The sequence below is a fragment of the Nocardioides sp. Leaf285 genome, from assembly GCF_001422955.1.
Classification (GTDB): domain Bacteria; phylum Actinomycetota; class Actinomycetes; order Propionibacteriales; family Nocardioidaceae; genus Nocardioides; species Nocardioides kribbensis.
Genome location: NZ_LMNH01000004.1, coordinates 263,620 through 285,397 on the forward strand (window position 1 = coordinate 263,620; position 21,778 = coordinate 285,397).

General features: G+C 74.2%; 22 protein-coding genes and 1 tRNA gene. 17 read left to right on the plus strand and 6 right to left on the minus strand.

Going from position 1 to position 21,778, the window contains the following annotated elements; all coding sequences use genetic code 11:
• The first annotated feature begins 144 nt into the window (after positions 1–144).
• Positions 145–294, plus strand: a complete 150-nt coding sequence (locus ASF47_RS22120; RefSeq protein WP_156697939.1) for a hypothetical protein — start codon at positions 145–147, stop codon at positions 292–294.
• Between the two features lie 477 nt (positions 295–771).
• Here ASF47_RS22120 and ASF47_RS15535 read toward each other — a convergent pair whose 3' ends face one another.
• Positions 772–1,011, minus strand: coding sequence for a hypothetical protein (locus ASF47_RS15535; protein WP_056864913.1), 240 nt, complete (start codon positions 1,009–1,011; stop codon positions 772–774).
• A gap of 23 nt (positions 1,012–1,034) precedes the next feature.
• A complete protein-coding gene (locus ASF47_RS15540) occupies positions 1,035–2,759 on the minus strand; it encodes a sodium:solute symporter family protein (protein WP_056865260.1) in 1,725 nt (574 codons plus the stop codon).
• A gap of 187 nt (positions 2,760–2,946) precedes the next feature.
• Between ASF47_RS15540 and ASF47_RS15545 the strand changes: the two genes are divergently transcribed.
• The 3 genes from ASF47_RS15545 (at position 2,947) to ASF47_RS21175 (ending at position 4,974) form a co-directional block, all read left to right on the plus strand.
• On the plus strand, positions 2,947–3,510 hold the full coding sequence (locus ASF47_RS15545) for a hypothetical protein (RefSeq protein ID WP_056865261.1): 564 nt from the start codon (positions 2,947–2,949) through the stop codon (positions 3,508–3,510).
• Between the two features lie 237 nt (positions 3,511–3,747).
• Positions 3,748–4,584 carry a DUF4097 family beta strand repeat-containing protein gene (locus ASF47_RS15550; protein ID WP_056864914.1) on the plus strand — a complete coding sequence of 279 codons (837 nt, stop codon included), beginning with the start codon at positions 3,748–3,750 and terminating at the stop codon, positions 4,582–4,584.
• Between the two features lie 237 nt (positions 4,585–4,821).
• Positions 4,822–4,974 carry a hypothetical protein gene (locus ASF47_RS21175; protein WP_156697941.1) on the plus strand — a complete coding sequence of 51 codons (153 nt, stop codon included), beginning with the start codon at positions 4,822–4,824 and terminating at the stop codon, positions 4,972–4,974.
• Positions 4,975–5,088: 114 nt separating this feature from the next.
• Here the strand turns inward: ASF47_RS21175 and ASF47_RS15555 are convergent, their stop codons facing one another.
• Positions 5,089–6,084, minus strand: coding sequence for a siderophore-interacting protein (locus ASF47_RS15555; protein WP_235558775.1), 996 nt, complete (start codon positions 6,082–6,084; stop codon positions 5,089–5,091).
• Between the two features lie 131 nt (positions 6,085–6,215).
• Positions 6,216–6,791 carry a dCTP deaminase gene (gene dcd / locus ASF47_RS15560; RefSeq protein ID WP_056864915.1) on the minus strand — a complete coding sequence of 192 codons (576 nt, stop codon included), beginning with the start codon at positions 6,789–6,791 and terminating at the stop codon, positions 6,216–6,218.
• Between the two features lie 75 nt (positions 6,792–6,866).
• On the opposite strand from dcd, the gene ASF47_RS15565 reads away from it, so the two are divergent.
• The 6 genes from ASF47_RS15565 to ASF47_RS15585 all read left to right on the plus strand — a co-directional run bounded on the left by ASF47_RS15565 (position 6,867) and on the right by ASF47_RS15585 (position 11,164).
• Entirely contained in the window at positions 6,867–7,667 is an 801-nt protein-coding gene (locus ASF47_RS15565; protein ID WP_056864916.1) for an SGNH/GDSL hydrolase family protein, read from the plus strand.
• A gap of 45 nt (positions 7,668–7,712) precedes the next feature.
• Positions 7,713–7,788: transfer RNA gene (locus ASF47_RS15570), tRNA-Gly, on the plus strand.
• A gap of 320 nt (positions 7,789–8,108) precedes the next feature.
• On the plus strand, positions 8,109–8,339 hold the full coding sequence (locus tag ASF47_RS21180; protein WP_156697942.1) for a hypothetical protein: 231 nt from the start codon (positions 8,109–8,111) through the stop codon (positions 8,337–8,339).
• Positions 8,340–8,501: 162 nt separating this feature from the next.
• A complete protein-coding gene (locus ASF47_RS15575; protein WP_156697943.1) occupies positions 8,502–9,041 on the plus strand; it encodes a DUF5994 family protein in 540 nt (179 codons plus the stop codon).
• Between the two features lie 68 nt (positions 9,042–9,109).
• A complete protein-coding gene (locus ASF47_RS15580) occupies positions 9,110–9,742 on the plus strand; it encodes a DUF2461 domain-containing protein (protein WP_056864918.1) in 633 nt (210 codons plus the stop codon).
• A gap of 210 nt (positions 9,743–9,952) precedes the next feature.
• Positions 9,953–11,164 (plus strand): hypothetical protein, encoded by a 1,212-nt coding sequence (locus ASF47_RS15585; protein ID WP_056864919.1) that lies wholly within the window; start codon positions 9,953–9,955, stop codon positions 11,162–11,164.
• Between the two features lie 53 nt (positions 11,165–11,217).
• Here the strand turns inward: ASF47_RS15585 and ASF47_RS15590 are convergent, their stop codons facing one another.
• Positions 11,218–11,676 carry an RrF2 family transcriptional regulator gene (locus ASF47_RS15590; protein ID WP_056864920.1) on the minus strand — a complete coding sequence of 153 codons (459 nt, stop codon included), beginning with the start codon at positions 11,674–11,676 and terminating at the stop codon, positions 11,218–11,220.
• Positions 11,677–11,794: 118 nt separating this feature from the next.
• The gene (locus ASF47_RS15595; RefSeq protein ID WP_056864921.1) at positions 11,795–12,706 is read right to left on the minus strand and encodes a sulfite exporter TauE/SafE family protein; all 912 of its coding nucleotides are present in this window, start codon (positions 12,704–12,706) and stop codon (positions 11,795–11,797) included.
• Positions 12,707–13,028: 322 nt separating this feature from the next.
• Here ASF47_RS15595 and ASF47_RS15600 point away from each other — a divergent pair, with 322 nt between their 5' ends.
• The 7 genes from ASF47_RS15600 to mnhG all read left to right on the plus strand — a co-directional run bounded on the left by ASF47_RS15600 (position 13,029) and on the right by mnhG (position 21,667).
• Positions 13,029–14,903 carry an acyl-CoA dehydrogenase gene (locus ASF47_RS15600; RefSeq protein ID WP_056864922.1) on the plus strand — a complete coding sequence of 625 codons (1,875 nt, stop codon included), beginning with the start codon at positions 13,029–13,031 and terminating at the stop codon, positions 14,901–14,903.
• Positions 14,904–15,099: 196 nt separating this feature from the next.
• Positions 15,100–18,078: a Na+/H+ antiporter subunit A gene (locus tag ASF47_RS15605; protein ID WP_082500396.1), complete on the plus strand. Its 2,979-nt coding sequence runs from the start codon at positions 15,100–15,102 to the stop codon at positions 18,076–18,078.
• Positions 18,078–18,515, plus strand: a complete 438-nt coding sequence (locus tag ASF47_RS15610; RefSeq protein WP_056864923.1) for a Na(+)/H(+) antiporter subunit C — start codon at positions 18,078–18,080, stop codon at positions 18,513–18,515. Before ASF47_RS15605 ends, ASF47_RS15610 begins: the two co-directional genes overlap by 1 nt.
• A complete protein-coding gene (locus tag ASF47_RS15615; RefSeq protein WP_056864924.1) occupies positions 18,512–20,230 on the plus strand; it encodes a Na+/H+ antiporter subunit D in 1,719 nt (572 codons plus the stop codon). Before ASF47_RS15610 ends, ASF47_RS15615 begins: the two co-directional genes overlap by 4 nt.
• The gene (locus ASF47_RS15620) at positions 20,227–20,922 is read left to right on the plus strand and encodes a Na+/H+ antiporter subunit E (RefSeq protein WP_200919162.1); all 696 of its coding nucleotides are present in this window, start codon (positions 20,227–20,229) and stop codon (positions 20,920–20,922) included. Before ASF47_RS15615 ends, ASF47_RS15620 begins: the two co-directional genes overlap by 4 nt.
• Positions 20,919–21,230 (plus strand): monovalent cation/H+ antiporter complex subunit F, encoded by a 312-nt coding sequence (locus ASF47_RS15625; RefSeq protein ID WP_228941562.1) that lies wholly within the window; start codon positions 20,919–20,921, stop codon positions 21,228–21,230. The genes ASF47_RS15620 and ASF47_RS15625 overlap by 4 nt, the downstream gene beginning before the upstream one ends.
• A complete protein-coding gene (gene mnhG / locus ASF47_RS15630; protein ID WP_235558776.1) occupies positions 21,227–21,667 on the plus strand; it encodes a monovalent cation/H(+) antiporter subunit G in 441 nt (146 codons plus the stop codon). The genes ASF47_RS15625 and mnhG overlap by 4 nt, the downstream gene beginning before the upstream one ends.
• The last annotated feature ends 111 nt before the right edge of the window (positions 21,668–21,778 follow it).

Here is a 21,778-nt window from a genome sequence, read left to right on the forward strand (position 1 = left end):
CGAGCGCCGCACCCCCGTGGCCCGCACCGACCCGTCGGTGCGGGCCACGTGCGTTCCGGGCCCGGACACGCCGGCCCAGGGGACGGGGGCACGACGGCGACGTCCGAGGGCAACCATCCGTGCTCCGGAGGCGTCCCAGCGGCGATGACGACCTCGCGCCCCTCCGCCCACACCGCCGGCGTGGCCCGCGCCGCCCGCGCCGGCCGCACCGCCGCCCTCGCCGTACTGATCCCCGCCTCCCTGAGCCCCCTCCTGCTGATCCTGGTGGCCCTCGTGCGCGGACGCCTATCCTGACCCGCTGACCGCGCACCGGGCTCGGAGCCGGGGCCGCGGCCGGGTCGGGGGCGGACGTCATGCGAAGGGTGGATGCGCATCCACTCCTCGCATGACGCTCTCCTCCGGCGGGTGGGAGCGCCCACCCGCCCCGCCCCGGCCGCCCGGCCCGCTCAAACCGCGCAATTGCGCGACTGAGCACCACCCCGCCCACACGATTGCGCGATCCACGCACCCGACAGTCCCGACCGACAGTCCCGACCGCGCAAAGCCGCCAGCAGGCGAGTCGAGGCGACCGCGCTGATCGCGAGCACGCCCCGGACACCGACCACCGCCCACACCGCGCAATTGCGCGGTAGCGACAGCCAGCCAGCACCCACCACCCGGCGCAGGACGCACCCCGGCGCAGCACCCGACACCCCCAGACGCACCCAGACGCACCGCGGCCCGCGCCGACCGAGGTCGACGCGGGCCGCGGGAGGGGCCGGGCGGGGCGGGTCAGCCCTGCGGGTCCTCGGGGACCACGACGGGGCGCAGACGCGCCCACGCCAGGAAGACCGCACCGACGACGAGCATCGCGATGCCCGCCCACAGGTTGGCGTTCCAGCCACCTGTCTTCTCGGTCTCGGGGTCTCCGAAGATCCCCATGAACGTGAGGATGACGCCGTAGATGCCGATGAGGGCACCGATGATGTTGCGGATGTCGAAGGCACCCGCGGTGTGCTGGCTCCGGGCCATGACGATCTCCGATCAGGTGGGGGTCAGAAGACCACGTTGAGGACGACGACGAGGGCGAGCGCGAGGCCGGCGAGCGGCATGGTGCGCTGGTACCACGGGTGCGAGGCCTCGTCGGGGTCGACGAGGTCCTCGCGGGGGGTCTCGGAGTAGACGAGGCCCTTGAGCTCGGCGTAGGGCTTCGGCTTGGTCATCGAGGTGACGACCACGCTGACCACGATGTCGACCACGAACGCGGCACCGGCGGCCACGAAGGACGCACCCTGGCCGGCGAGCGGGATGGCGCCGAGGCTGAGCGAGCCGAAGGCGTCCTCCGACAGGAAGGCGACGGCGACCGCCGAGAGCGTGCCCGCGACCAGGCCGGTCCAGCCGGCCGTGGGCGTCATCCGCTTCCAGAACATGCCGAGGATGAAGGTGGCGAAGAGCGGGGCGTTGAAGAAGCCGAAGAGCGTCTGCAGGTAGTTCATGATGTTGGAGAAGTTCGACGCCAGCTGCGCGGTGAAGATCGCGATCGCCGTGGCGGCGACCGTGGCCCAGCGGCCCACCGCGAGGTAGTAGTCGTCGGAGCGGTCCTTGACGACGTAGCGCTCCCACAGGTCGAAGCTGAGCACGGTGTTGAAGGCCGAGATGTTGGCCGCCATGCCGGCCATGAAGGCCGCCAGCAGGCCGGCGATGGCCACGCCGAGCAGCCCGTTGGGCAGCACGTCGCGCATCAGCAGGATCAGCGAGTCGTTGTACTTCACCGTGCCGTCGGCTCCGCCCGCCACCGTCTCGCCGGCCTTGGTGCGCGCGATGTCGGAGACGAGGACGGCCGCGATCATGCCGGGCAGGATCGTGATGAAGGGGATGAGGATCTTGGGGAAGGCGCCGATGATCGGGGTCTTGCGCGCCGCCGAGATCGAGTTGGTGGCCATCGCGCGCTGGACCTCGACGAAGTTGGTCGTCCAGTAGCCGAAGGACAGCACGAAGCCGAGACCGAAGACGATACCGATCACCGAGAGCAGCTCGGAGTCGAAGCCGGTCAGCGCGGTGCCGGGCCAGGAGTTCAGCTGCTCGGCGGCCGAGGGGCCGTCGGGGTTGCTGCTCGCGGCCTCGGTGATGCCGGCCTTGAGACCGTCCCAGCCGCCCACGCGGTTGAGCCCGATCAGGGTCAGCGGCAGCAGTGCCGCGACGATGACGAAGAACTGGAGCACCTCGTTGTAGATGGCCGCGCTCAGCCCGCCCAGGGTGATGTAGGAGAGCACGATGACCGCGGCGACGACCAGGGCGAGGGTGAGGTTCCACCCCAGCAGGGCCTGGATGATGCTGCCGAGCAGGTAGAGGTTGATGCCGGCGATGAGCAGCTGCGCCACGGCGAAGGAGATCGCGTTGACCAGGTGGGCGCCGGTGCCGAAGCGGCGCAGCATGAACTCGGGGACCGAGCGCACCTTCGAGCCGTAGTAGAACGGCATCATCACGACGCCGAGGAACAGCATGGCGGGGATGGCGCCGACCCAGAAGTAGTGCACCGCCGGCAGGCCGAACTCGGCACCGTTGGCCGACATGCCCATGATCTCGACCGCGCCGAGGTTGGCGGAGATGAAGGCCAGGCCGGTCACCCAGGCGGGCAGCGAGCGGCCCGAGAGGAAGAAGTCCACCGAGTCGGAGACGTTGCGGCGGGCCACGACGCCGATCCCGAGCACGAAGGCGAAGTAGATGGCGATGAGCAGGTAGTCGACGAAGTGGGCTGAGATCAGCGTGTCGCCGGCCATCGCCGTGGGGGCGGAGATCGACATGCAGCGTCCTTTCGGGGATGAGCAAACCTGCTGAACATACGCCCGCCCGTGCCGACCAGCGCCACCCCCTCGGGTGACGGCGTCAACCATCAGCGCCACGACGACGTCATCTGATGTCGCCTTGCCCTTGTGGTGACGTCACAGTGATGTCATGGTGGTGCACATGGACCTGACCCCGTACATCGACAGCCTCCGCCGCGACCTCCTCGCCGCGGCCGACGCCTCGGGCGAGGAGGCCCGTGCACTGGCCCAGCGGCTGGGCCACGCGCTCGACCCGGCCGCGCGGCTCGCGCTCATGGAGGCCATCTCCCACGCGGCGGCCCAGATCACGGCCGAGATGCCGGTCGGCGGCGTCGACGTACGCCTCGACGGGCGGGAGCTGGCCTTCGTCGTCGACGTCACGCCCCCCGCGCCGCTGCTGCCACCGGCCCCACCCGCACCCCCGGCGCCGCCGGCACTACCCGCCGAGGACCTCGACGACGCGGCGGTCTCGCGGGTCACGCTGCGGCTGCCGGAGCCGGTCAAGGCGCGCGCGGAGGAGCTCGCCGCCGAGGCCGGGCAGTCGCTCAACACCTGGCTCGTCCACGCCGTACGACGAGCCACGCAGCAGCCCTCCGAGCCGCTCGACCTCACCAGCACCGCCCACCCCGGCGCCCAGCCGGGCCCCGGGGGCGGGCCGGTCTTCACCCGCCGGCCCGGCAGCCGCCGGCTCACCGGCTGGGTCTGACCCGCACGCCCACGACGCCGCGCGTCGACGGCCCCCGAGACGCACGACGCCCCACCCCCGCCACTCGGACGACCGGCGGACCGCCGACCCCGCGCCCACCGAGGCGTACGTCATGCGACCCGTGGATGCGCATCCACCTTCCGCATGACGTCCACCGCCCCACCCCGCGCACCGACCCACCCCGCACCCCGACCCACCCGGTACACCGACCTGCACCCCGACCACCCAGGAGCAGCCATGAGCAGCACCCGCGAGCACCGCCTCGCCGTCGACGGACCGGTCGACCTCGTCGTCCGCAACCCCCGCGGCGTCGTCAACGTCACCGCGACACCCGCAGCCGCCGGCGGCGTCGCCGAGCCGGTCACCGTCTCGGTCACGGGCCCCGCCCCCGACACCGTCGACGTCCGCTCCGAGGACGGTCGGGTCGAGGTCGCGGCACCCACCGGGCGCAGCGCCGAGGGCCACTACCACCTCACGATCCGCGTGCCGGCCGGCTCCCGCCTGACCGCGCGGCTCGGCTCCAGCGAGCTGAGCGCCGTCGGCCCCCTCGCCACTGCGACCGTCCAGGGCGCCTCGGGCGACGTGACCGTCGAGGACCTCGCCGGGCCCTCCCGCGTCGAGACCGGCTCCGGCGACGTCCGGCTCTCGCGCTGCGCCGACGTCACCGTGCAGTCGGGATCCGGGGACGTGGACCTCGGACGGGTCGACGGCGCGGCCCAGGTCTCCACCGGGTCGGGCGACGTCACCGTCGAGGCCTGCACCCGCGAGCTCGTCGTGAAGACCGGCTCGGGCGACCTCCACGTCCACAGCCTCCAGGGCGCACTCTCCTTCAGCACCGCCAGCGGCGACCTGGCCGTCGACCGGGCCGAGCACGGCTCGATCTCCGCGCGCAGCGCCTCGGGCGACGTGCACGTCGGCGTGCCCGCCGGCCTCCCCACCTGGACCGACGTCGGCTCCGTCAGCGGCGAGGTCGCCTCCGAGCTCGAGGCGGTCGGCGAGCCCGCCCCGGGCCAGGACCACCTGCTCGTGCGCGCCACCACGGTCTCGGGCGACGTCCGCCTCTCACGGCGCTGAGCCCGGACCCGACGCCCACACGACACCGCCCGCCGAGCGCTTGACCCTGCCCCTGCGTCAGCCGCGAGCGTGGCACGAGCCGACCCTCACCAGCCGACCCTGACCACCCGACCTCACCAACCCACGCGACCAGCCGACCCTGAACAACCCACCCGACCAGCCCACCAGACCAGCCGGCCCGACCCCGCCGTTCCGAGCCGACCCATCCGGCACGTCCCAGCGACCGAAGGACCCACCATGAGCTACCCGCCCAGCATCCACCGCGACGACGCCCGCCAGGTCGTGGCCGACCGCGTCGCCCGTGCCAACGAGCGCCACCTGCCCACCGTGCCGCGCCGCCGCCGACTCGCCCGCGGCCTGCGCCGCGTCGCCGACGCCCTCGACGCCTGACCGTCCACCGAAGGCCCCCCAGGAAGCCCACCGGACGCACGTCCGGCGCACGCCCCCAGGCCCACGCACGACCCGACCCCGTGGCCCGATCGACCCGGGCCGGCACCGGGCGGGTCAGGACCGCATCGCGACGCCCTCGCGCCAGTAGCCCATGAAGGCCACCTGGCGGCGGTCCATGCCGAGGTCGCGCACCATCACACGGCGCAGCCCGGTGACGACCTTCGACTCCCCCGCGATCCAGGCGTAGACCGTCTGGCGGTCGGCGGCCGCCCGCTCCGAGCGACTCGCCCCGCCCCCGCCGTCCTCGGCGACGACCTCGCCGGAGGAGGAGTACGTCGGGGTCTCCCACAGGTCGGGGTCGACCTCGTCGACCTCCACCTGCCCGATCGGCACCACGGGCGACTCCAGGCAGGCCAGCACCTCACGCTGCAGCGCCACCCCGCGGGGCGCGCCGTCGCGGGGAAGCCAGGTCAGCTGGACGCCGGCCGGGCGCGGCAGGTCCTGCACGTCGGCGGCGCAGGGCACCTCGACGAAGGCGTGGCCCTCGGCGTCGGCGTCGAGGCCCGCGAGGATGCCCGCGACGGCCGGCACGGCGGTCTCGTCGCCGACGAGGAGCACGCGGGCGCCCGGCGTGGGGGCGAACTCGATGCCGCCGTAGGCCACGCCACGGCGCGGGGCGAGCACGACGGCCCGGTCGCCGACCCGGGCGCGCGAGGCCCAGCGGGCGCCGGGGCCGAGCGGGTGCTCGCCGTCGGGGCCCTCGTCGTGGAGCACGACGTCGACGACCAGGCGGGTGTCCTCGCCCTCGCCGACGATGTCGCGGATGGTGTAGGTGCGCATGTGGCCGCGCTCGGCCTGCGGCAGGGCCTGCCAGGCGGCGTACCAGCCGCTGTCGGCGGCCTCGAAGGACGGCAGCGGCCCGTCGCCGTCGGGCAGGACGAGCTTGAAGCGCTGGTCGAGCAGCGGGCCGTCGACGCCGAGGTCGGCCAGCGCAGGTGCGCCGAGCTCGAGGCGCACGAAGCTGGGCGAGAGCCGCTCGACACGGCGCACGGTCACCGTCTCCAGCAGCATCGGCAGCGCCGCGCGCGCGGTGGAGGTGGCTGTGGCCATGGGGTACTCCCGGAGCGGTCGATATGAGGTAAGGCAAACCTTACCTGACGCCGCGACGGGCTGCCCCGACCGTCCTGCCCCGACGGTCCTGCCCCGACCGTCCTGCTCGGGGCGACCGGGGCCGCGGCCGCTCAGATCGAGGTGCGGTGGAAGCCCTGGAAGGAGCGCGACGGCGTCGGGCCGCGCTGGCCCTGGTAGCGCGAGCCGTACCTCTCCGAGCCGTAGGGGTGCTCGGAGGGCGAGGAGAGCCGGAAGAAGCAGAACTGCCCGATCTTCATGCCGGGATAGAGCTTGATCGGCAGCGTCGCCACGTTGGCCAGCTCCAGCGTGACGTGGCCGGAGAAGCCGGGGTCGACGAAACCCGCGGTGGCGTGGGTCAGCAGCCCGAGGCGCCCCAGCGAGGACTTGCCCTCCACGCGCGCCGCGATGTCGTCGGGCAGCGTCACGACCTCGTACGTCGACCCCAGCACGAACTCGCCCGGGTGCAGGATGAACGCCTCGTCCCCCTCGGGCTCGACGATCCGGGTGAGGTCGGACTGGTCGGCCGCGGGGTCGATGTGGGGGTACTTGTGGTTCTCGAAGACGCGGAAGTACCGGTCGAGGCGCACGTCGATGCTCGACGGCTGGAGCATCTGCGGCTCCCACGGGTCGAGGGCCACACGGCCGCCGTCGATCTCGGCCAGGATGTCGCGGTCGCTGAGCAGCACGCGCCTCAACCTACCGGCCCCGCGCCGGCGGCACCCTGACGTCCGGGGCTCGGCCCGCTCCCGCATCATGGATCGGTGACCTACCAGCGCTACGTCGCCCTGGGCGACTCCTTCACCGAGGGCGTCGGCGACCCCGACCCCGACCGCCCCAACGGCCTGCGGGGCTGGGCCGACCGCGTCGCCGAGGTCCTCGGCGCCGCGTCGCCCGACTTCGGCTACGCCAACCTCGCCATCCGCGGCCGCAAGCTCGACGGGATCCTCGCCGAGCAGCTCGAGCCGGCGCTGGCCCTCGAGCCCGACCTGGTCACGATCTACGCCGGCGCCAACGACATCCTGCGCCCCTCGGTCGACCTCGACGCCCTCGCCGAGCGCTACGACGCCGCGCTCGGCCGCCTCGCCGCCACCGGCGCGCGGCTGCTGGTGTGGACCGCCTTCGACCCGGGCGGCTCGGCGATCTACCGCCCGGTGCGCCCCCGCTTCGCGCTCTACAACGAGCTGGTGCGCGAGGCCGCCGACCGCCACGGCGCCACCATCGTCGACTTCTGGCGCCTCAAGGAGTACCGCGACTGGCGGCTGTGGGACGAGGACCGCATGCACATGGGCCCTGCCGGCCACCAGCGGATGGCGATCGAGGTGCTCGACACCCTCGGTGTCGCGCACGACCTGGCCGCGCTGCCCCTGCGCGAGGCCGCGCCGACGACGCGACGCGAGCAGGCCGCCGCGCACGCGACGTGGCTGCGCGAGAGCGCCGTACCGTGGGTGCACCGACGGCTCACCGGACGCTCCTCCGGAGACGGCCTCTCGCCCAAGCACCCGACCCTGACCCGCGACCTGACCGCCCGGTCCGCACCCTCCTCTGCACCCTCCGGGGCGTGATCGTCTAGCATGACGCCGTCGCCGGGGCCGCCCCTCGGTGATGTTGCGGATGTAGCTCAGTTGGTAGAGCGCGACCTTCCCAAGGTCGATGTCGCGAGTTCGAGTCTCGTCATCCGCTCCACACACCGGCAGGCCGGCCCCCACCCGGGCCGCCTGCCGGTTCCCGCTCCAGCCGCGCCGTCCCCCGCCGGCACCCTCTCCGGGTCGGTCGGCCCCCGGCAGCGCCGACGTCGGCCCCGGCGACCCAGGCGACCCAGGCGACCCAGGCGACGGGGGGCTTTAAACGGGCCGACACCGGGAGCACAGTGGTGCCTGTCACAGAAATTTGACGGTCTCGCGACGCGGTCCGACCGCGGCGCGGTCCCCGCTCGGACGGCGCTGTCCCCCCGGAGCCGTCCGAGCGGGGCACACCCCTCACCACCGGGCCCCTAGCCTCACGACGTGAGGATCGAAGCCACGGCGGGACCACCCGGCGGACCAGCGCAGGAGTGCTACGTCCGCCAGGGCACCGACTACCTCTCGATGGTCACCGACATCATGGCCGCCATCCCGCCCGGCTGGGACCTCATCGCCATCACGACCGGGCCCGATCGCCCTGCCGGCTCCCCGGCCGCACCACGACCACTCGACCGGTCGAAGCGCCGACCCCCGCCCCCGCCCCGGGGCTCCTAGCGTCGCGGCTGCCACCCGACCCGGCTCCCGGTCCCCGCTCCGGCCGCCACCCGCTCCTCCCGCGACCGGCAGGCGCCCCCGGGCAGGAGTACGGTGGGGAGCATCACCCGCGACGCCGGGCCCGTCGGGTCCGCCGAGACGCAGGTGCGGAAGGTGGACGTCATGACGACGTCACCGCACGCCCCGTCCCCCGCTGCCCCGGTCGCCTCCGCGCCGCGCGGCACCGCCGTCGCCAGCCAGCCGCTGCGCCTGAGCATCGCCGAGGATCCCCACGGTCCCGTCGACGGTGCGTGGTGGCCACGCTCGCGCGACCTGGTCACCGAGGTCGCCGACCTCGTCGACCACTTCCCCGTCGAGGTCGGGCGCCTCGACCGGCTGCTGTTCTCCCGCCCCGACTGGGACGACCCGGAGGGCGTCGCCACCCCGCGCCGGGTCCGCGCGGCCCGCGGCATGGTCAAGACCGGCTCCTTCCCCAGCGACGACACCCACCTCGTGGTGGCCAAGCTGTCCTCGGGGCGACGGGTCCGTCTCGTCGTCGTGCCGCCCGGCACCTCGGAGTCCGAGGCCCGCGCCGTCATGACCGCTGCGGGCGGCCCCGACAACCACCGGACCGCCCGTGAGCTGCTGGGCCTCGACACCGACCGGCCCGACGACCTCGGCCACCACGCCTGGGACGACGACAGCGCCGGCGCCACCCCCTGACCTGGCCCGGGCTCCCCCGGGACCTGGGCCCGCCCGGGTCGCGCACCGGCGCGGCCTAGGCTCGCCGGGTGGAGTTCACCGGTTTCCCCGTCGCAGCGCTCGACTTCTACGACGACCTCGAGGTCGACAACACCAAGTCGTTCTGGGAGAAGCACCGCGGGGTCTACGAGGAGTCGGTGAAGGCCCCCTTCACCGCGCTCGCCGAGGTGCTGGCCCCGGAGTTCGGGGCCGTGAAGATCTTCCGGCCCTACCGCGACGTGCGCTTCGCCAAGGACAAGACGCCCTACAAGACCCACCAGGGCGCCTTCGCCGCCGCGGGCCCGTCGACCGGGTGGTACGTCGAGCTCTCCCCGCGCGGCCTGCGCACCGGCGCCGGCTTCTACGAGGCCTCGGGGGGTCGGCTCCAGGCCTTCCGCGCCGCCGTCGCCCACGACCTCTACGGCGCGGAGCTCGAGTCGCTCCTCGCCACGCTGGTCGGCGAGGGCTTCGAGGTGGGCGGCGACCGGCTCAAGACCTCGCCGCGCGGCTACGACGCCGACCACCCGCGCATCGACCTGCTGCGCCACCGCTCGCTGACCGTCGGGCGGTCCCACGGCTTCGAGCCGGTCATCCACACCCCCGCCGCCCTCGACCTCGTGCGCGACGACTGGCGCACCCTGCGCCCCCTCGTCGACTGGGCCCGGCGCCACTGCCAGGACTGACTCCGCCCGTCCCGGCCCCGCGCCGGCCGTCCTACTGACCGTTGCGACCACTGGCCGACCGTTGTGACGCCCTGCCAGTGGTCGCAACGGTCGGTAGGACGCGGGCGGGGGCGTCGGCCGGCGGCCCCCGCGACGGTCCGCACCGAGCCGCCCACCGGTCGTGGCCGGGAGTTCACCGGCCGGCCGCCCGCCGCTGCCACCGTGCGGGCCATGGCCAAGCGCAGGATCTACCTCCACATCGGTCTCCCCGGCGCCGGCGGCGCCTTCCTCCCCGCGGCGCTCGCCCACCACGCCTCGGCGCTCTCCGCCGCGGGCGTGCACGTGCCGACCCGCGTCGGCGACGAGGTGCTGCGGGCCGCCGTCGAGCTGCGGCGCGACCACAAGCAGCACGGCTACCGCCGCCGCGAGGTCGAGGGCACGTGGGCGGCCATGTGCCACCGTGCCCGGAAGGCCTGCGCGAAGGGCGAGAGCGTCGTGCTGGCCGAGGAGCACCTCGCCGGCGCCGACACCGACCAGATCGCCCTGCTCCTCGACGCGCTGAGCGGGTGGGAGGTGCACGTCGTGGCCGTCGTCGCCGACCCCGCCTCCCAGCTGGTGGGCGCCTGGGCCGACACGATCCGCGCCGGGGCCACCCGCTCGCTGCGCCGCTGGACCCGTCGGGTGCTCGACCCCGCCCGCGAGGCGCCCGAGGCCGTCGCCTTCTGGGACGAGCACGACCTCGAGGGCGTGCTGCACCGGTGGTCCGCCGCGCTGCGCCGCCCCGACCGGATGCACGTGGTCGTCGCACCCCGCGCCGACGACGCCAGCGGCGCCTCCGTCTCCCGCCGCGACTGCGCCGCCTCGGTGTGGGCCGACCTCGGTCGCGTGGTCAGCTTCGACGCCGCCGCGCTCCCGCTCACCGAGGTCGACACCGACCGCGGCGCCGGGCTCGACGCGACCGGCCTGGCCGTGCTGCGCGGGGTCAACCGGGCCGTCGACGGCCGCGTGGCCCCCGGCGCGCAGCGACGCGTGGTGTCGGACCACCTGGCCCGCCGCGAGGAGGAGGCCTCGGGCCCGGAGCTCCCGACGCTCCCCGCCGAGCTCCACGGCGAGCTGCGCGACCTCGCCGAGCGCTGGGCCAAGGCGGTGGCCGACGCCGGCTGGCTGCTGTACGGCGATGCCGCCGACCTCGTGCCGGCGCTGCCGACCCGCGCGGTCGACCCCGACGAGGTCGGCCCCGGCGCGCGGCTGGCCTCGGTGACCGACTCGGTCGCCGACCTGCTGGTCGAGGTGGCCCGCCTGCGCGAGGAGAACGACGCCCTCGCCCGTCGTACCGCGAAGCTCGAGCGCAAGCGCACCAAGCTCAAGTCCCGGCTGGCCGCCGCCACCGCAGCCGGCCCAGCCGGCTCACCCGGCCCAGCCGACTCAGCCGACGGGGGCTGACGGACCGGGGCCCGAGCCCGCACGACCAGCGGCCGCGGGCAGGTCGCCGCAGGTCAGTGCGGCTGCCAGGCGTCCTCGTCGGAGGTCCGCTCGGTGACGGTGCTGGGCAGCTCGCGGTCGGCGAGCTGCTGGATGGAGACCTGCTCGAAGACGTCGCGCAGGGCGCGGCGGGCGGCGATCCAGACGTGCTGCAGCTCCCCGGCGGCCTCGTTGTAGGTCACGGCCTCCGGGCGCAGGCCGTAGACCGAGACCAGCGGGCCGTCGACGGCCCGGATGACGTCGGCCACCGACACGTCGCCCGCGGCGCGCCCCATGCGCCAGCCGCCGGACTGACCGCGCTGCGACATCACGATGCCGGCGCGGCGCAGGTCGGCGAGGATCGCCTGCAGGAAGCCGTGGGGGATCTCCTGGAGCCGGCCGAGCTCCTCGGCGCTGACCGCGCGACCGTCGGCGCGCGAGGCCATCTCGATGAGGGCCCGCAGGGCGTAGTCGGACTTGGCGGAGACGCGCATGGGGCCAGTCTGTCAGATGAGTCGACCCCTCCAGTCGACCTTGGCGACTCACGCGACTCAGTAGCCCTGACCCAGCCCGCGTGCGGCCCTCACCGCCACCGTGCCGACCCCGCGCCGGTCAGTGCGCCCGCTGCGCCCGGCGTACGTCGGGCACGTCGAGCCGCACCCCCTCACGCGCGAACTGCTCCAGGCGCACCGCCCAGGCGACCCACAGCACCCACAGCACCACCACGAGGGCGGCGAGCAGCCCCGTGGTGACGGGGTCGGCGTCGCGCAGGCCGGCGAGGGTGGTGACGTTGGTGAGCACGATGACGCCGCCGGCGACGACGCCCAGCACCCGCGCGGGCAGGTGCCGCACGACGAGGGCGGCCACCGGGGCGGCCACGGCCCCGCCGATCATGAGCGCGAGCACGACCGCACCGTCGATGCCGGCCCGGCCGAGGCCGAGGAGGAAGCCCAGCGAGCCGCCCACCGCCACCACGAACTCGGCGGTGTCGACGGAGCCGACGACCTTGCGCGGCTCGAGGCGGCCCGAGGAGAGCAGCGTGCTGGTGCCGACGGGGCCCCAGCCGCCCCCGCCGACGGCGTCGAGGGCGCCGGCCACCAGGCCGACGGGCGCGAGGATCGCGGCCCGCGGGGGCGGGCCGGGCCGCGGGGTGCGGGTGCCCTGGGCGAGGAAGCGCAGCGTGACCCAGCAGCCCAGCACGAGCAGCACGACGGCGACGACCGGCACCGCCACGTCGGCGTCGAGGCCCACCAGGAAGGTGGCGCCCGCGAAGGCGCCCACGAAGCCGGGCACGGCGAGGATGCCGACCGTGCGCCAGTCGGTGTTGCCCAGCGCGTGGTGGGCGGCGCCGGAGACCAGCGTCGTGCCGATCTCGGAGAGGTGGATCGCCGCCGAGGCGGCGGCCGGGCCCGTGCCGGCGGCCAGCAGCAGCGTGGCCGAGGTGACGCCGTAGCCCATGCCGACCGAGCCGTCGACCAACTGCGCGGCCAGTCCGACCAGGGCGAGCACGACCAGCCTGCGCACCGCGTCCCCCTCCGGTCGGCGTCGGTCGGGGCGCGCACGCGGCACCGACCGACAAATTCGATCAAGACAGTCGACTTTAGCGCGCGGGGGCGCGCCCCACCACCGGCTCCCGCGGACGCACCCGCGGGCCATCGCGACCCCGACCGTTCGCTTGCGCGGGCGAGCGGCCGCTCCTACCATGATGTTACCGACCAGTAAACCGACGGGTAACCGACGTCACCACCGGTCCCCCGCACCACCACCGGCACCACCGCCGGCAGCACCCCCACCGGCCCGCCCACCGGCGACCGAACCCCAGCGACGAACCAGAAGGTGTGGATCAGTGAGCCACTACAAGAGCAACCTGCGCGACATCGAGTTCAACCTCTTCGAGGTGCTCGGACGCGACGAGATCCTCGGCACCGGCCCCTTCGCGGAGGTCGACGGCGACACGGCCCGCGAGATCCTCGCCGAGGTCGACCGCCTCTCCCGCGAGGAGCTGGCCGCGTCCTACGAGGACAGCGACCGCAACCCGCCGGTCTTCGACCCGGCCACCAACACCGCGCCGATCCCCGCGTCGTTCAAGAAGAGCTACCAGGCCTGGATGGACTCCGAGTACTGGCGCCTGCAGATCTCCGAGGAGCTCGGCGGCACCCCGGCCCCCTCCTCGCTGGTGTGGGCCCTCGGCGAGCTGGTGCTCGGCGCCAACGCCCCCGTGTGGATGTACGGCGCGGGCGCCCCCTTCGCCGGCGTGGTCCACCGCAACGGCAACGAGCGCGACAAGCGCATCGCCGAGATCATGGTCGAGCGCCAGTGGGGCGCCACCATGGTGCTCACCGAGCCCGACGCCGGCTCCGACGTCGGCGCGGGCCGCGCCAAGGCCACGCCCAACGAGGACGGCTCCTGGAACATCGAGGGCGTCAAGCGCTTCATCACCTCGGCCGAGCACGACATGAGCGAGAACATCATGCACCTCGTGCTCGCCCGCCCCGTGGGCGTCGAGGGCGTCGGCGGCCCCGGCACCAAGGGCCTCTCGCTCTTCCTGCTCCCCCAGCACCACTTCGACCACCAGACCGGCGAGCTCACCGGCGAGCGCAACGGCGTCTACGTCACCAACGTCGAGCACAAGATGGGCATCAAGGTCTCCAACACCTGCGAGGTCACCTTCGGCGACTCCTCCGTCGGCGGCGGCGAGCCGGCCAAGGGCTGGCTGCTCGGCGAGGTGCACAACGGCATCGCGCAGATGTTCCAGGTCATCGAGAACGCCCGCATGATGGTGGGCACGAAGGCCATCGCGACGCTGTCGACCGGCTACCTCAACGCCCTCGACTACGCCAAGACCCGCCAGCAGGGCGCCGACCTGACCCAGTCGGGCGACAAGACCGCCCCGCGCGTCACCATCACCCACCACCCCGACGTGCGCCGCTCGCTGATGGTGCAGAAGTCCTTCTCCGAGGCCATGCGCGCCCTGGTGCTCTACACCGCCTCCTACCAGGACCAGGTGATGCTCGCCGAGCACGCCGGCACGACCGACACCGACGAGGTCAAGCTCGCCGCCGCGGTCAACGACCTGCTCCTGCCGATCGTCAAGGGCTACGGCTCGGAGCGCTCGTGGGTGCTGCTGGGCACCGAGTCGCTGCAGACCTTCGGCGGCTCCGGCTTCCTGCAGGAGTACCCCATCGAGCAGTACGTCCGCGACGCCAAGATCGACACCCTCTACGAGGGCACGACCGCGATCCAGGGCCAGGACTTCTTCTTCCGCAAGATCGTCAAGGACCAGGGCCGGGCGCTGGGCCACCTCGCCGGCCAGGTCCAGGCCTTCCTCGACGCCGAGGGCGGCAACGGCCGGCTGAAGAACGAGCGCGCGCTGCTCGCGACCGCGCTCGAGGACACCAACGCCATGGTCGGGCACATGATCAACGACCTGATGTCGGCCCAGGACGAGATCCGCAACATCTACAAGGTCGGCCTCAACACCAGCCGGCTGCTGATGGCCCTGGGCGACGTGGTCTGCGGCTGGCTGCTGCTGCGCCAGGCCGAGGTCGCGCTGGAGAAGCTCGGCGGCGAGCCGAGCGCCAAGGACAAGGCGTTCTACGAGGGCAAGGTCGCCGCCGCGCAGTTCTTCGCGCAGTACAACCTGCCCAAGATCAGCGCCGAGCGCGCCATCGCCGAGGCCACCGGCCTCGACCTGATGGACCTCGACGAGGCGTCGTTCTGACCCACCGGCCGATCGCCGGCTGACTCCCGGCAGGCCCCCAGCCCGGGGCCCTGCCACCCCGCACCACCACCGACCCGCCCGGTCCTCCGGGCGGGTCGGTGTGCGTTCCGGCCCCCCGTCGGGGGGACCCGTGGTCCCCCGCGGCCCCGTAGGATCGGGGCACGCCTCTCGCTCCTCGGACCCGGAAGGGCCCCGCTTGCTGCTCCTCGTGACCGCCCACCTCCTGGTGGCGGCGCTGTGCCCCGTCCTCGTCCGCACCCTCGGCCTCCGGGCCTTCTGGCTGGTCGCCACCGTGCCCGCGGCCACCACCGTGTGGGCCCTGACGCAGACCTCACGCGTCGCCGACGGTCGTGCGCGCGTCGAGGTCACCGGGTGGGTGCCCTCGCTGGGGCTCGACCTCGCCTTCCGCATGGGCGCCCTGCAGTGGCTGCTGGTGCTGGTGGTCGCCGGGATCGGGGCGGTCGTGCTGGCCTACTGCCGGTGGTACTTCTCCCCCGACTCGCGCGACCTGGGCCGCTTCGCCGGCGTGCTGGTCGCCTTCGTGGGCGCGATGCTCGGGCTGGTCCTGGCCGACGACCTGCTGCTGGTCTACGTCTTCTGGGAGCTGACCACGGTCTTGTCCTTCGTGCTCATCGGCCACGACCCCACCCAGCGCGCCCACCGCCAGTCGGCGCTCCAGGCCCTGCTCGTCACGACCTTCGGCGGCCTGGCCATGCTGGTCGGGATGCTGCTGCTCGGTCACGCCGCCGGCACCTTCCGCATCAGCGAGATCCTGGCCGACCCGCCCACCGGCACCGCGGTGGCCGTGGCCGTGCTCCTGGTGCTCGTGGGCGCCGCGACCAAGTCGGCCCTGCTGCCCTTCCACTTCTGGCTCCCGGGCGCGATGGTCGCCCCGACCCCGGTGAGCGCCTACCTCCACGCCGCCTCGATGGTGAAGGCCGGCGTCTACCTCGTGGCCCTGCTCGCCCCCGCCTTCGCGGCCTCCGCCGGCTGGCGTCCGGCGCTGCTGGTGCTGGGGGTGGCCACCATGCTGCTCGGCGGCTGGCGCGCGCTGCGCCAGATCGACGTCAAGCTGCTGCTGGCCTACGGCACGGTCAGCCAGCTGGGCTTCCTGCTCGTCGTGCTCGGCCTCGGCACGCGCAGCGCCACCCTGGCCGGCCTCGGGCTGCTGCTGGCCCACGCCCTCTTCAAGGCCGCGCTCTTCCTCGTCGTCGGCGTCATCGACCGCTCCACCGGCACCCGCGACATGCACGAGCTCTCCGGCCTCGGCCGGCGCCTTCCTGTGCTGGCGGCGGCCGCGACGCTGGCCGCCGCCTCGATGGCCGGGGTGCCTCCGCTGCTGGGCTTCGTGTCGAAGGAGGCCTCCCTGGTGGCCCTGGTCGACCTGGCCCGCGAGGGCGAGGGCACCGGCCTGGGCCCCGTCGCCGGCTGGGCCGTGCTGCTCGGCGTCGTGGCCGGCTCGGTGCTCACCGCGGCCTACTCCGCCCGCTTCGTGTGGGGCGCCTTCGCCACCAAGCCCGGGGTGGAGCCGACCCGGGTCGACCACGTGCCGGCCGGGTTCGCCGCCGGCCCGGTGCTGCTGACCGTCCTCACCGTCGCGCTCGGCCTGCTCGGGCCGACCCTCACCAGGCTGCTCGCCCCCGCGGTCGAGGTCTTCCCCGAGGGCGCCCACGAGCCCGAGCTGACGCTGTGGCACGGCCCCGGCCTGGCGCTGCTGCTCTCGGTGGTCGTGCTGGCCCTGGGCGCCGCGGCCCACGTCGGGCGCGCCCCCGTGGCCCGTCTCCAGGGCAGCTGGGGCTCCGACCGCAGCCTCGAGCACGGCTACCGGATGGTGATGCGCGGCGTCGACCGGGCGGCGGTCGAGGTCACCGGCCTGACCCAGCGCGGGTCGGTGTCGACGTACCTCGCGATCATCCTGCTCGTGGTGCTCGTCGTGCCGGGCTCGACGCTGCTGCTGGCCGACGCCTCCGAGATCGACGTCGTCGCCTGGGACACCCCCGCGCAGGCCGTCGTCGGGCTGGTCGCCGTGGGCGCCGCGGTCATGGCCACCCGCGCCCGCCGCCGCCTCCGCGCGGTCGTGCTGGCCGGGGTCACCGGCTACGGCGCGGCCCTGCTCTTCGTGCTCCACGGCGCCCCCGACCTGGCGCTGACCCAGATCCTCGTCGAGACCGTCTCGCTGCTGGTCTTCGTGCTCGTGCTGCGCCGGCTGCCGGAGTACTTCACCGACCGGCCGCTGGCCCGCAGCCGCTGGTGGCGCGTGGCGCTCGCCGTCGCGGTGGGCACGGCGGTCGCGGGCTTCATGCTCGTCGCCGGCTCCGCGCGCACCGCCGCCCCCGTCTCGATCGCCTTCCCCCCCGAGGCGGTGTCGTACGGCGGGGGCAAGAACATCGTCAACGTCGTGCTGGTCGACGTGCGGGCCTGGGACACGCTCGGCGAGCTCTCGGTGCTGGTCGCCGCCGCGACCGGCGTCGCCAGCCTCGTCTTCGTCACCGCCCGCGACGCCGGGATCCGGCGCGTGCACGAGATCCCCTACCCCGCGGGCGTGCGCAAGATCCCGACCCGCCCGGGCCGGCGCGCCTGGCTGCCCGGCTCGCGGACCCTGAGCCCCGACCGCCGCTCGATCGTCTTCGAGGTCATCACCCGGCTGCTCTTCCACGCCATGGTCGTCTTCTCGGTCTACCTGCTCATCGCCGGCCACAACCTGCCCGGCGGCGGCTTCGCCGCGGGCATGGTCACGGGGCTGGCGCTGGCCGTGCGCTACCTCGCGGGCGGGCGCTACGAGCTCGACGAGGCCGCCCCGATCGACGCCGGCCGCCTCATCGGCGCCGGTCTCGCCGTGGCCGCCGCCTCCGCGATGGCGCCGCTGGCCTTCGGCGGCTCGGTGCTGCAGAGCGCCGACATCACGATCCACCTCGGCCCGCTGGGCGAGCCGCACCTGGTCACCTCGGTCTTCTTCGACATCGGGGTCTACCTCGTGGTCATCGGCCTGGTGCTCGACCTGCTGCGCGCGCTCGGCTCGCGCATCGACCGCCACATCCTGGCCGACGAGCGCGCCGCCCTGGCCGCGCGCCGTGGCGACACCGCCCCCGACCCCGCGCGCGGCCCCACGACCCAGCCGACCGACCAGCCGACCGACCAGCCCACCGACCAGGCCACCCCGGAAGGAGCCCGCTGATGGAGGAGGTCAACCTCACCCTCACCCTGACCGGGGCCGCGCTCGTGGGCTGCGGGGTCTACCTGCTGCTCGAGCGCAGCCTCACCCGCGTGCTGGTCGGGCTGGTCGTGCTCAGCAACGGCATCAGCCTGCTCTACCTCGTGGCCGGCGGGAAGGCCGGCAACGCCCCCATCGTCGGGAAGGCCGAGGGCCGCCTCAGCGACGCGCTGCCCCAGGCCCTCGTGCTCACCGCCATCGTCATCACCCTCGGCACCACCGCCTTCGTGGTGGCCATGGCCTACCGCAGCTGGCAGCTCAACGGCCACGACGACGTGCAGGACGACGTCGAGGACGCCTCGATCCGCCGCCGCGCCGACCTCGACGAGTCCTCCCAGGGCTACGACCTCGACTCCGCCGACACCGCCGAGCGCCCGGCCGAGGAGGGGAGCCGCCCGTGAACGTCGAGGCCCTCGTGCCCCTGCCCGTCGTGCTGCCGCTGCTGGGCGCCGGCGCCACCCTCATGCTCTCGCACCGCCCGCAGCTCCAGCGCGCGATCAGCCTCGGCAGCCTCATGGCGGTCACCGCGCTGGCCGCGGTGCTGCTGGTGGCCGCCGACCGCAGCGGCCCGCAGGTGATCTGGATCGGCGGCTGGCCCGAGCCGCTGGGCGTCTCGCTGGTCGCCGACCGGCTCTCGGCGCTGATGCTGCTGGTCTCGGCCGTGGTGGTCACGGCGGTCCTGGCGTACTCGCTGGGTCAGGGCATGACCGGCGACGACGAGGAGCACGCCTCGCTGTCGATCTACCACCCCACCTTCCTGGTGCTGGTGGCCGGCGTCTCCAACGCCTTCCTGGCCGGCGACCTCTTCAACCTCTTCGTCAGCTTCGAGATGCTGCTCTTCGCCAGCTACGTGCTGCTGACCCTCGGCGGCACCGAGGCCCGCATCCGCGCCGGCACGATCTACGTCGTCGTCAACCTGATGTCCTCGATGCTCTTCCTCATCTCCATCGCGGTCGTCTACGCCGCCACCGGCAGCCTCAACCTGGCCCAGCTCTCCCAGCGCATCGCCGAGCTGCCCGACCACGTCGCGCTGATGCTCCAGCTGCTGCTGCTGACCACGTTCGCGATCAAGGCGGCGGTCTTCCCGCTGTCGTTCTGGCTGCCCGACAGCTACCCCACCGCACCGGCGCCGGTCACGGCCGTCTTCGCGGGCCTGCTCACCAAGGTCGGCGTCTACGCGATCCTGCGCGTGCAGACGCTGCTCTTCCCCGACAGCCCGCTCACCGACCTGCTGCTGTGGGCGGCGCTGCTGACCATGGTCGTGGGCATCCTCGGCGCCATCGCCCAGAGCGACATCAAGCGCATGCTGTCCTTCACGCTGGTCAGCCACATCGGCTACATGATCTTCGGCATCGGCCTGGCCACCGACGCCGGCGTCTCCGGGGCGATCTTCTACGTCGCCCACCACATCACCATCCAGACCGCGCTCTTCCTCGTCGTCGGGCTGGTCGAGCGCCGCGCGGGCAGCACCTCGCTGATCCGCCTCGGCGGGCTGGCGCGCCTCGCGCCGGTGCTGGGGCTGCTCTTCTTCGTGCCGGCGATGAACCTCGCCGGCATCCCGCCGCTCTCGGGCTTCCTGGGCAAGGTCGGCCTGCTCCAGGCCGGCGTCGACGTCGGGACGCCCCTGGCCTACGCCCTGGTCGCCGGGGCCGTGGCCACCAGCCTGCTGACCCTCTACGCCGTGGCCAAGACCTGGGCCGTGGCCTTCTGGCGCTCCCCCGAGGAGGCCCACGAGGCCGCCGCGAGCCTGCCCGACCCGGGCTTCGACACCGGCCCCCACACCGGTCAGGTCGGCGGTGGCTCGCTGGCGAGCGTGGCCGCCGACGACGGCGGACCCCTGCCGGGTGCGGCGCTGTCGGTGAGCGACGTCGCCGAGGCCGAGCGGATCGTCAGCGACGAGACGCCCGACCGCGACCTGCACCAGCGCCTGTGCGACGGCGACCTGCCCGAGCGGCTGCCGCTGTCGATGGTGCTGCCGACCGCCGGGCTGGTGGCCTTCAGCCTGGTGCTCAGCGTGGTGGCCGGGCCGCTCTTCGGCTTCACCGACCGCGCGGCCGCCGACCTGCGCGAGCGCACGGCCTACGTCGAGACCGTGCTCGCCGAGGTGCCCTCGTGAGCCCGCGCATGCGCACCCGCCGCGACGGCAGCAGCACCCCCTCGCGGCGTCACGCCGTGCAGCCGGTCTCGGTGATCTGGCTGACCGTGGTCTGGACGCTGCTGTGGGGCTTCCCCGACGTGCTGATCGTGCTCTCCGGGGTGCTCGTGGCGGTGCTGGTGTGCTTGGTCTTCCCGATGCCGCGGCTGCGGCTGGGCGGGCGGCTGCGCCCGGTCGCCCTGGCGCGGCTGCTGGGCCACGTCGCGGTCGACGTGGTCGCCGCCAGCGTGCAGGTCGCCCTCATCGTGCTGCGCCCGCGCTGCGTGCCGCGCAGCGCCGTCGTGGCCGTGCCGCTGCGCGCGGAGTCGGACCTCGTGCTCACCACCGTCGCCGTCCTGGTCTCGCTCGTGCCCGGCAGCGTGGTCGTCGAGACCCGCCGCTCCACCCACACCCTCTACCTGCACGTGCTCGACGTCGCCGACGAGGGCGCCGCCCAGCGCTACCGCGACGACGTGCTCGCCCTGGAGGCGCGCGTGCTCGCCGCCTTCGCCCCCGAGGACCCGGGCGCGGACGTCGGCGCGGCCGCCGCGGCGGGTCTCACCGCCGACGGCGGGGCCGGCGGGGGCGGGTCTGCCGGGGGCGGGTCTGCCGCCGGCCGCACGCCCGGACCCCCGTCACGCGACACCGACCGCGACCGGGAGGCCGCCCCGTGAGCCCCAGCGACCTCGTGACCACCGCCTGCGTGGTGATGCTCGGCCTCGCCGCCGTGCTGCTCGTCGTGCGGATCACCCGCGGCCCCACCGTGCTCGACCGCACCGTCGCCCTCGACGTGCTCGTCGCCGTGGTCATCTGCGCCATCGCCGTCGACGCCGTCGAGCGCGACACCTCCACCACCCTGCCCGTGCTGCTCGTGCTGACCCTGGTCGGCTTCGTCGGGTCGGTCGCGGTGGCGCGCTTCGCCAAGGGCAGCGACGACGTCGACGCCGAGAGCGGCGACGAGGCCGAGGGGGGTCGGCTGTGAACGCCCTGGCCGCCCTGGCCCCCCTGACCGCCATGACCGCCACGACCCCCCTGGCCGCGGTGCCCGAGGTGGCGGCGCAGGTCAGCGACGTCGTCGGGTCGGTGCTGCTGCTGGCCGGCTGCGCCCTCTCGCTCATCGCCGCGATCGGCATGGTGCGCCTGCCCGACCTGCTGACCCGCATGCACGCCGCGACCAAGCCGCAGGTGCTCGGCCTGGTGCTCGTCATCGCCGGGCTCGCCCTGCGGCTGCGTGAGCCCGAGGCGCTGGGCATGCTCGTGCTGGTCGTGCTCTTCCAGATGGCCACCGCCCCCGTCGCCGCCCACATGGTGGGGCGGGCCGCCTTCCGCGGCGACCAGGTCGACCGCGAGCGGCTGGTGGTCGACGAGCTCTCCGAGGGCGTCCGCGACCTCGGCGACGAGCCCCGCGGCGCGCCGTAGGGCCGTGGCTGCCCGCCGCCGACCTGCGGCCGAGCCGCAGGTCGGCCTGCGGCCGAGTCGCCGCCGACCTGCCGGCTGTCGTGCCCCGGTACCTCGTCCACCGACCCGTCG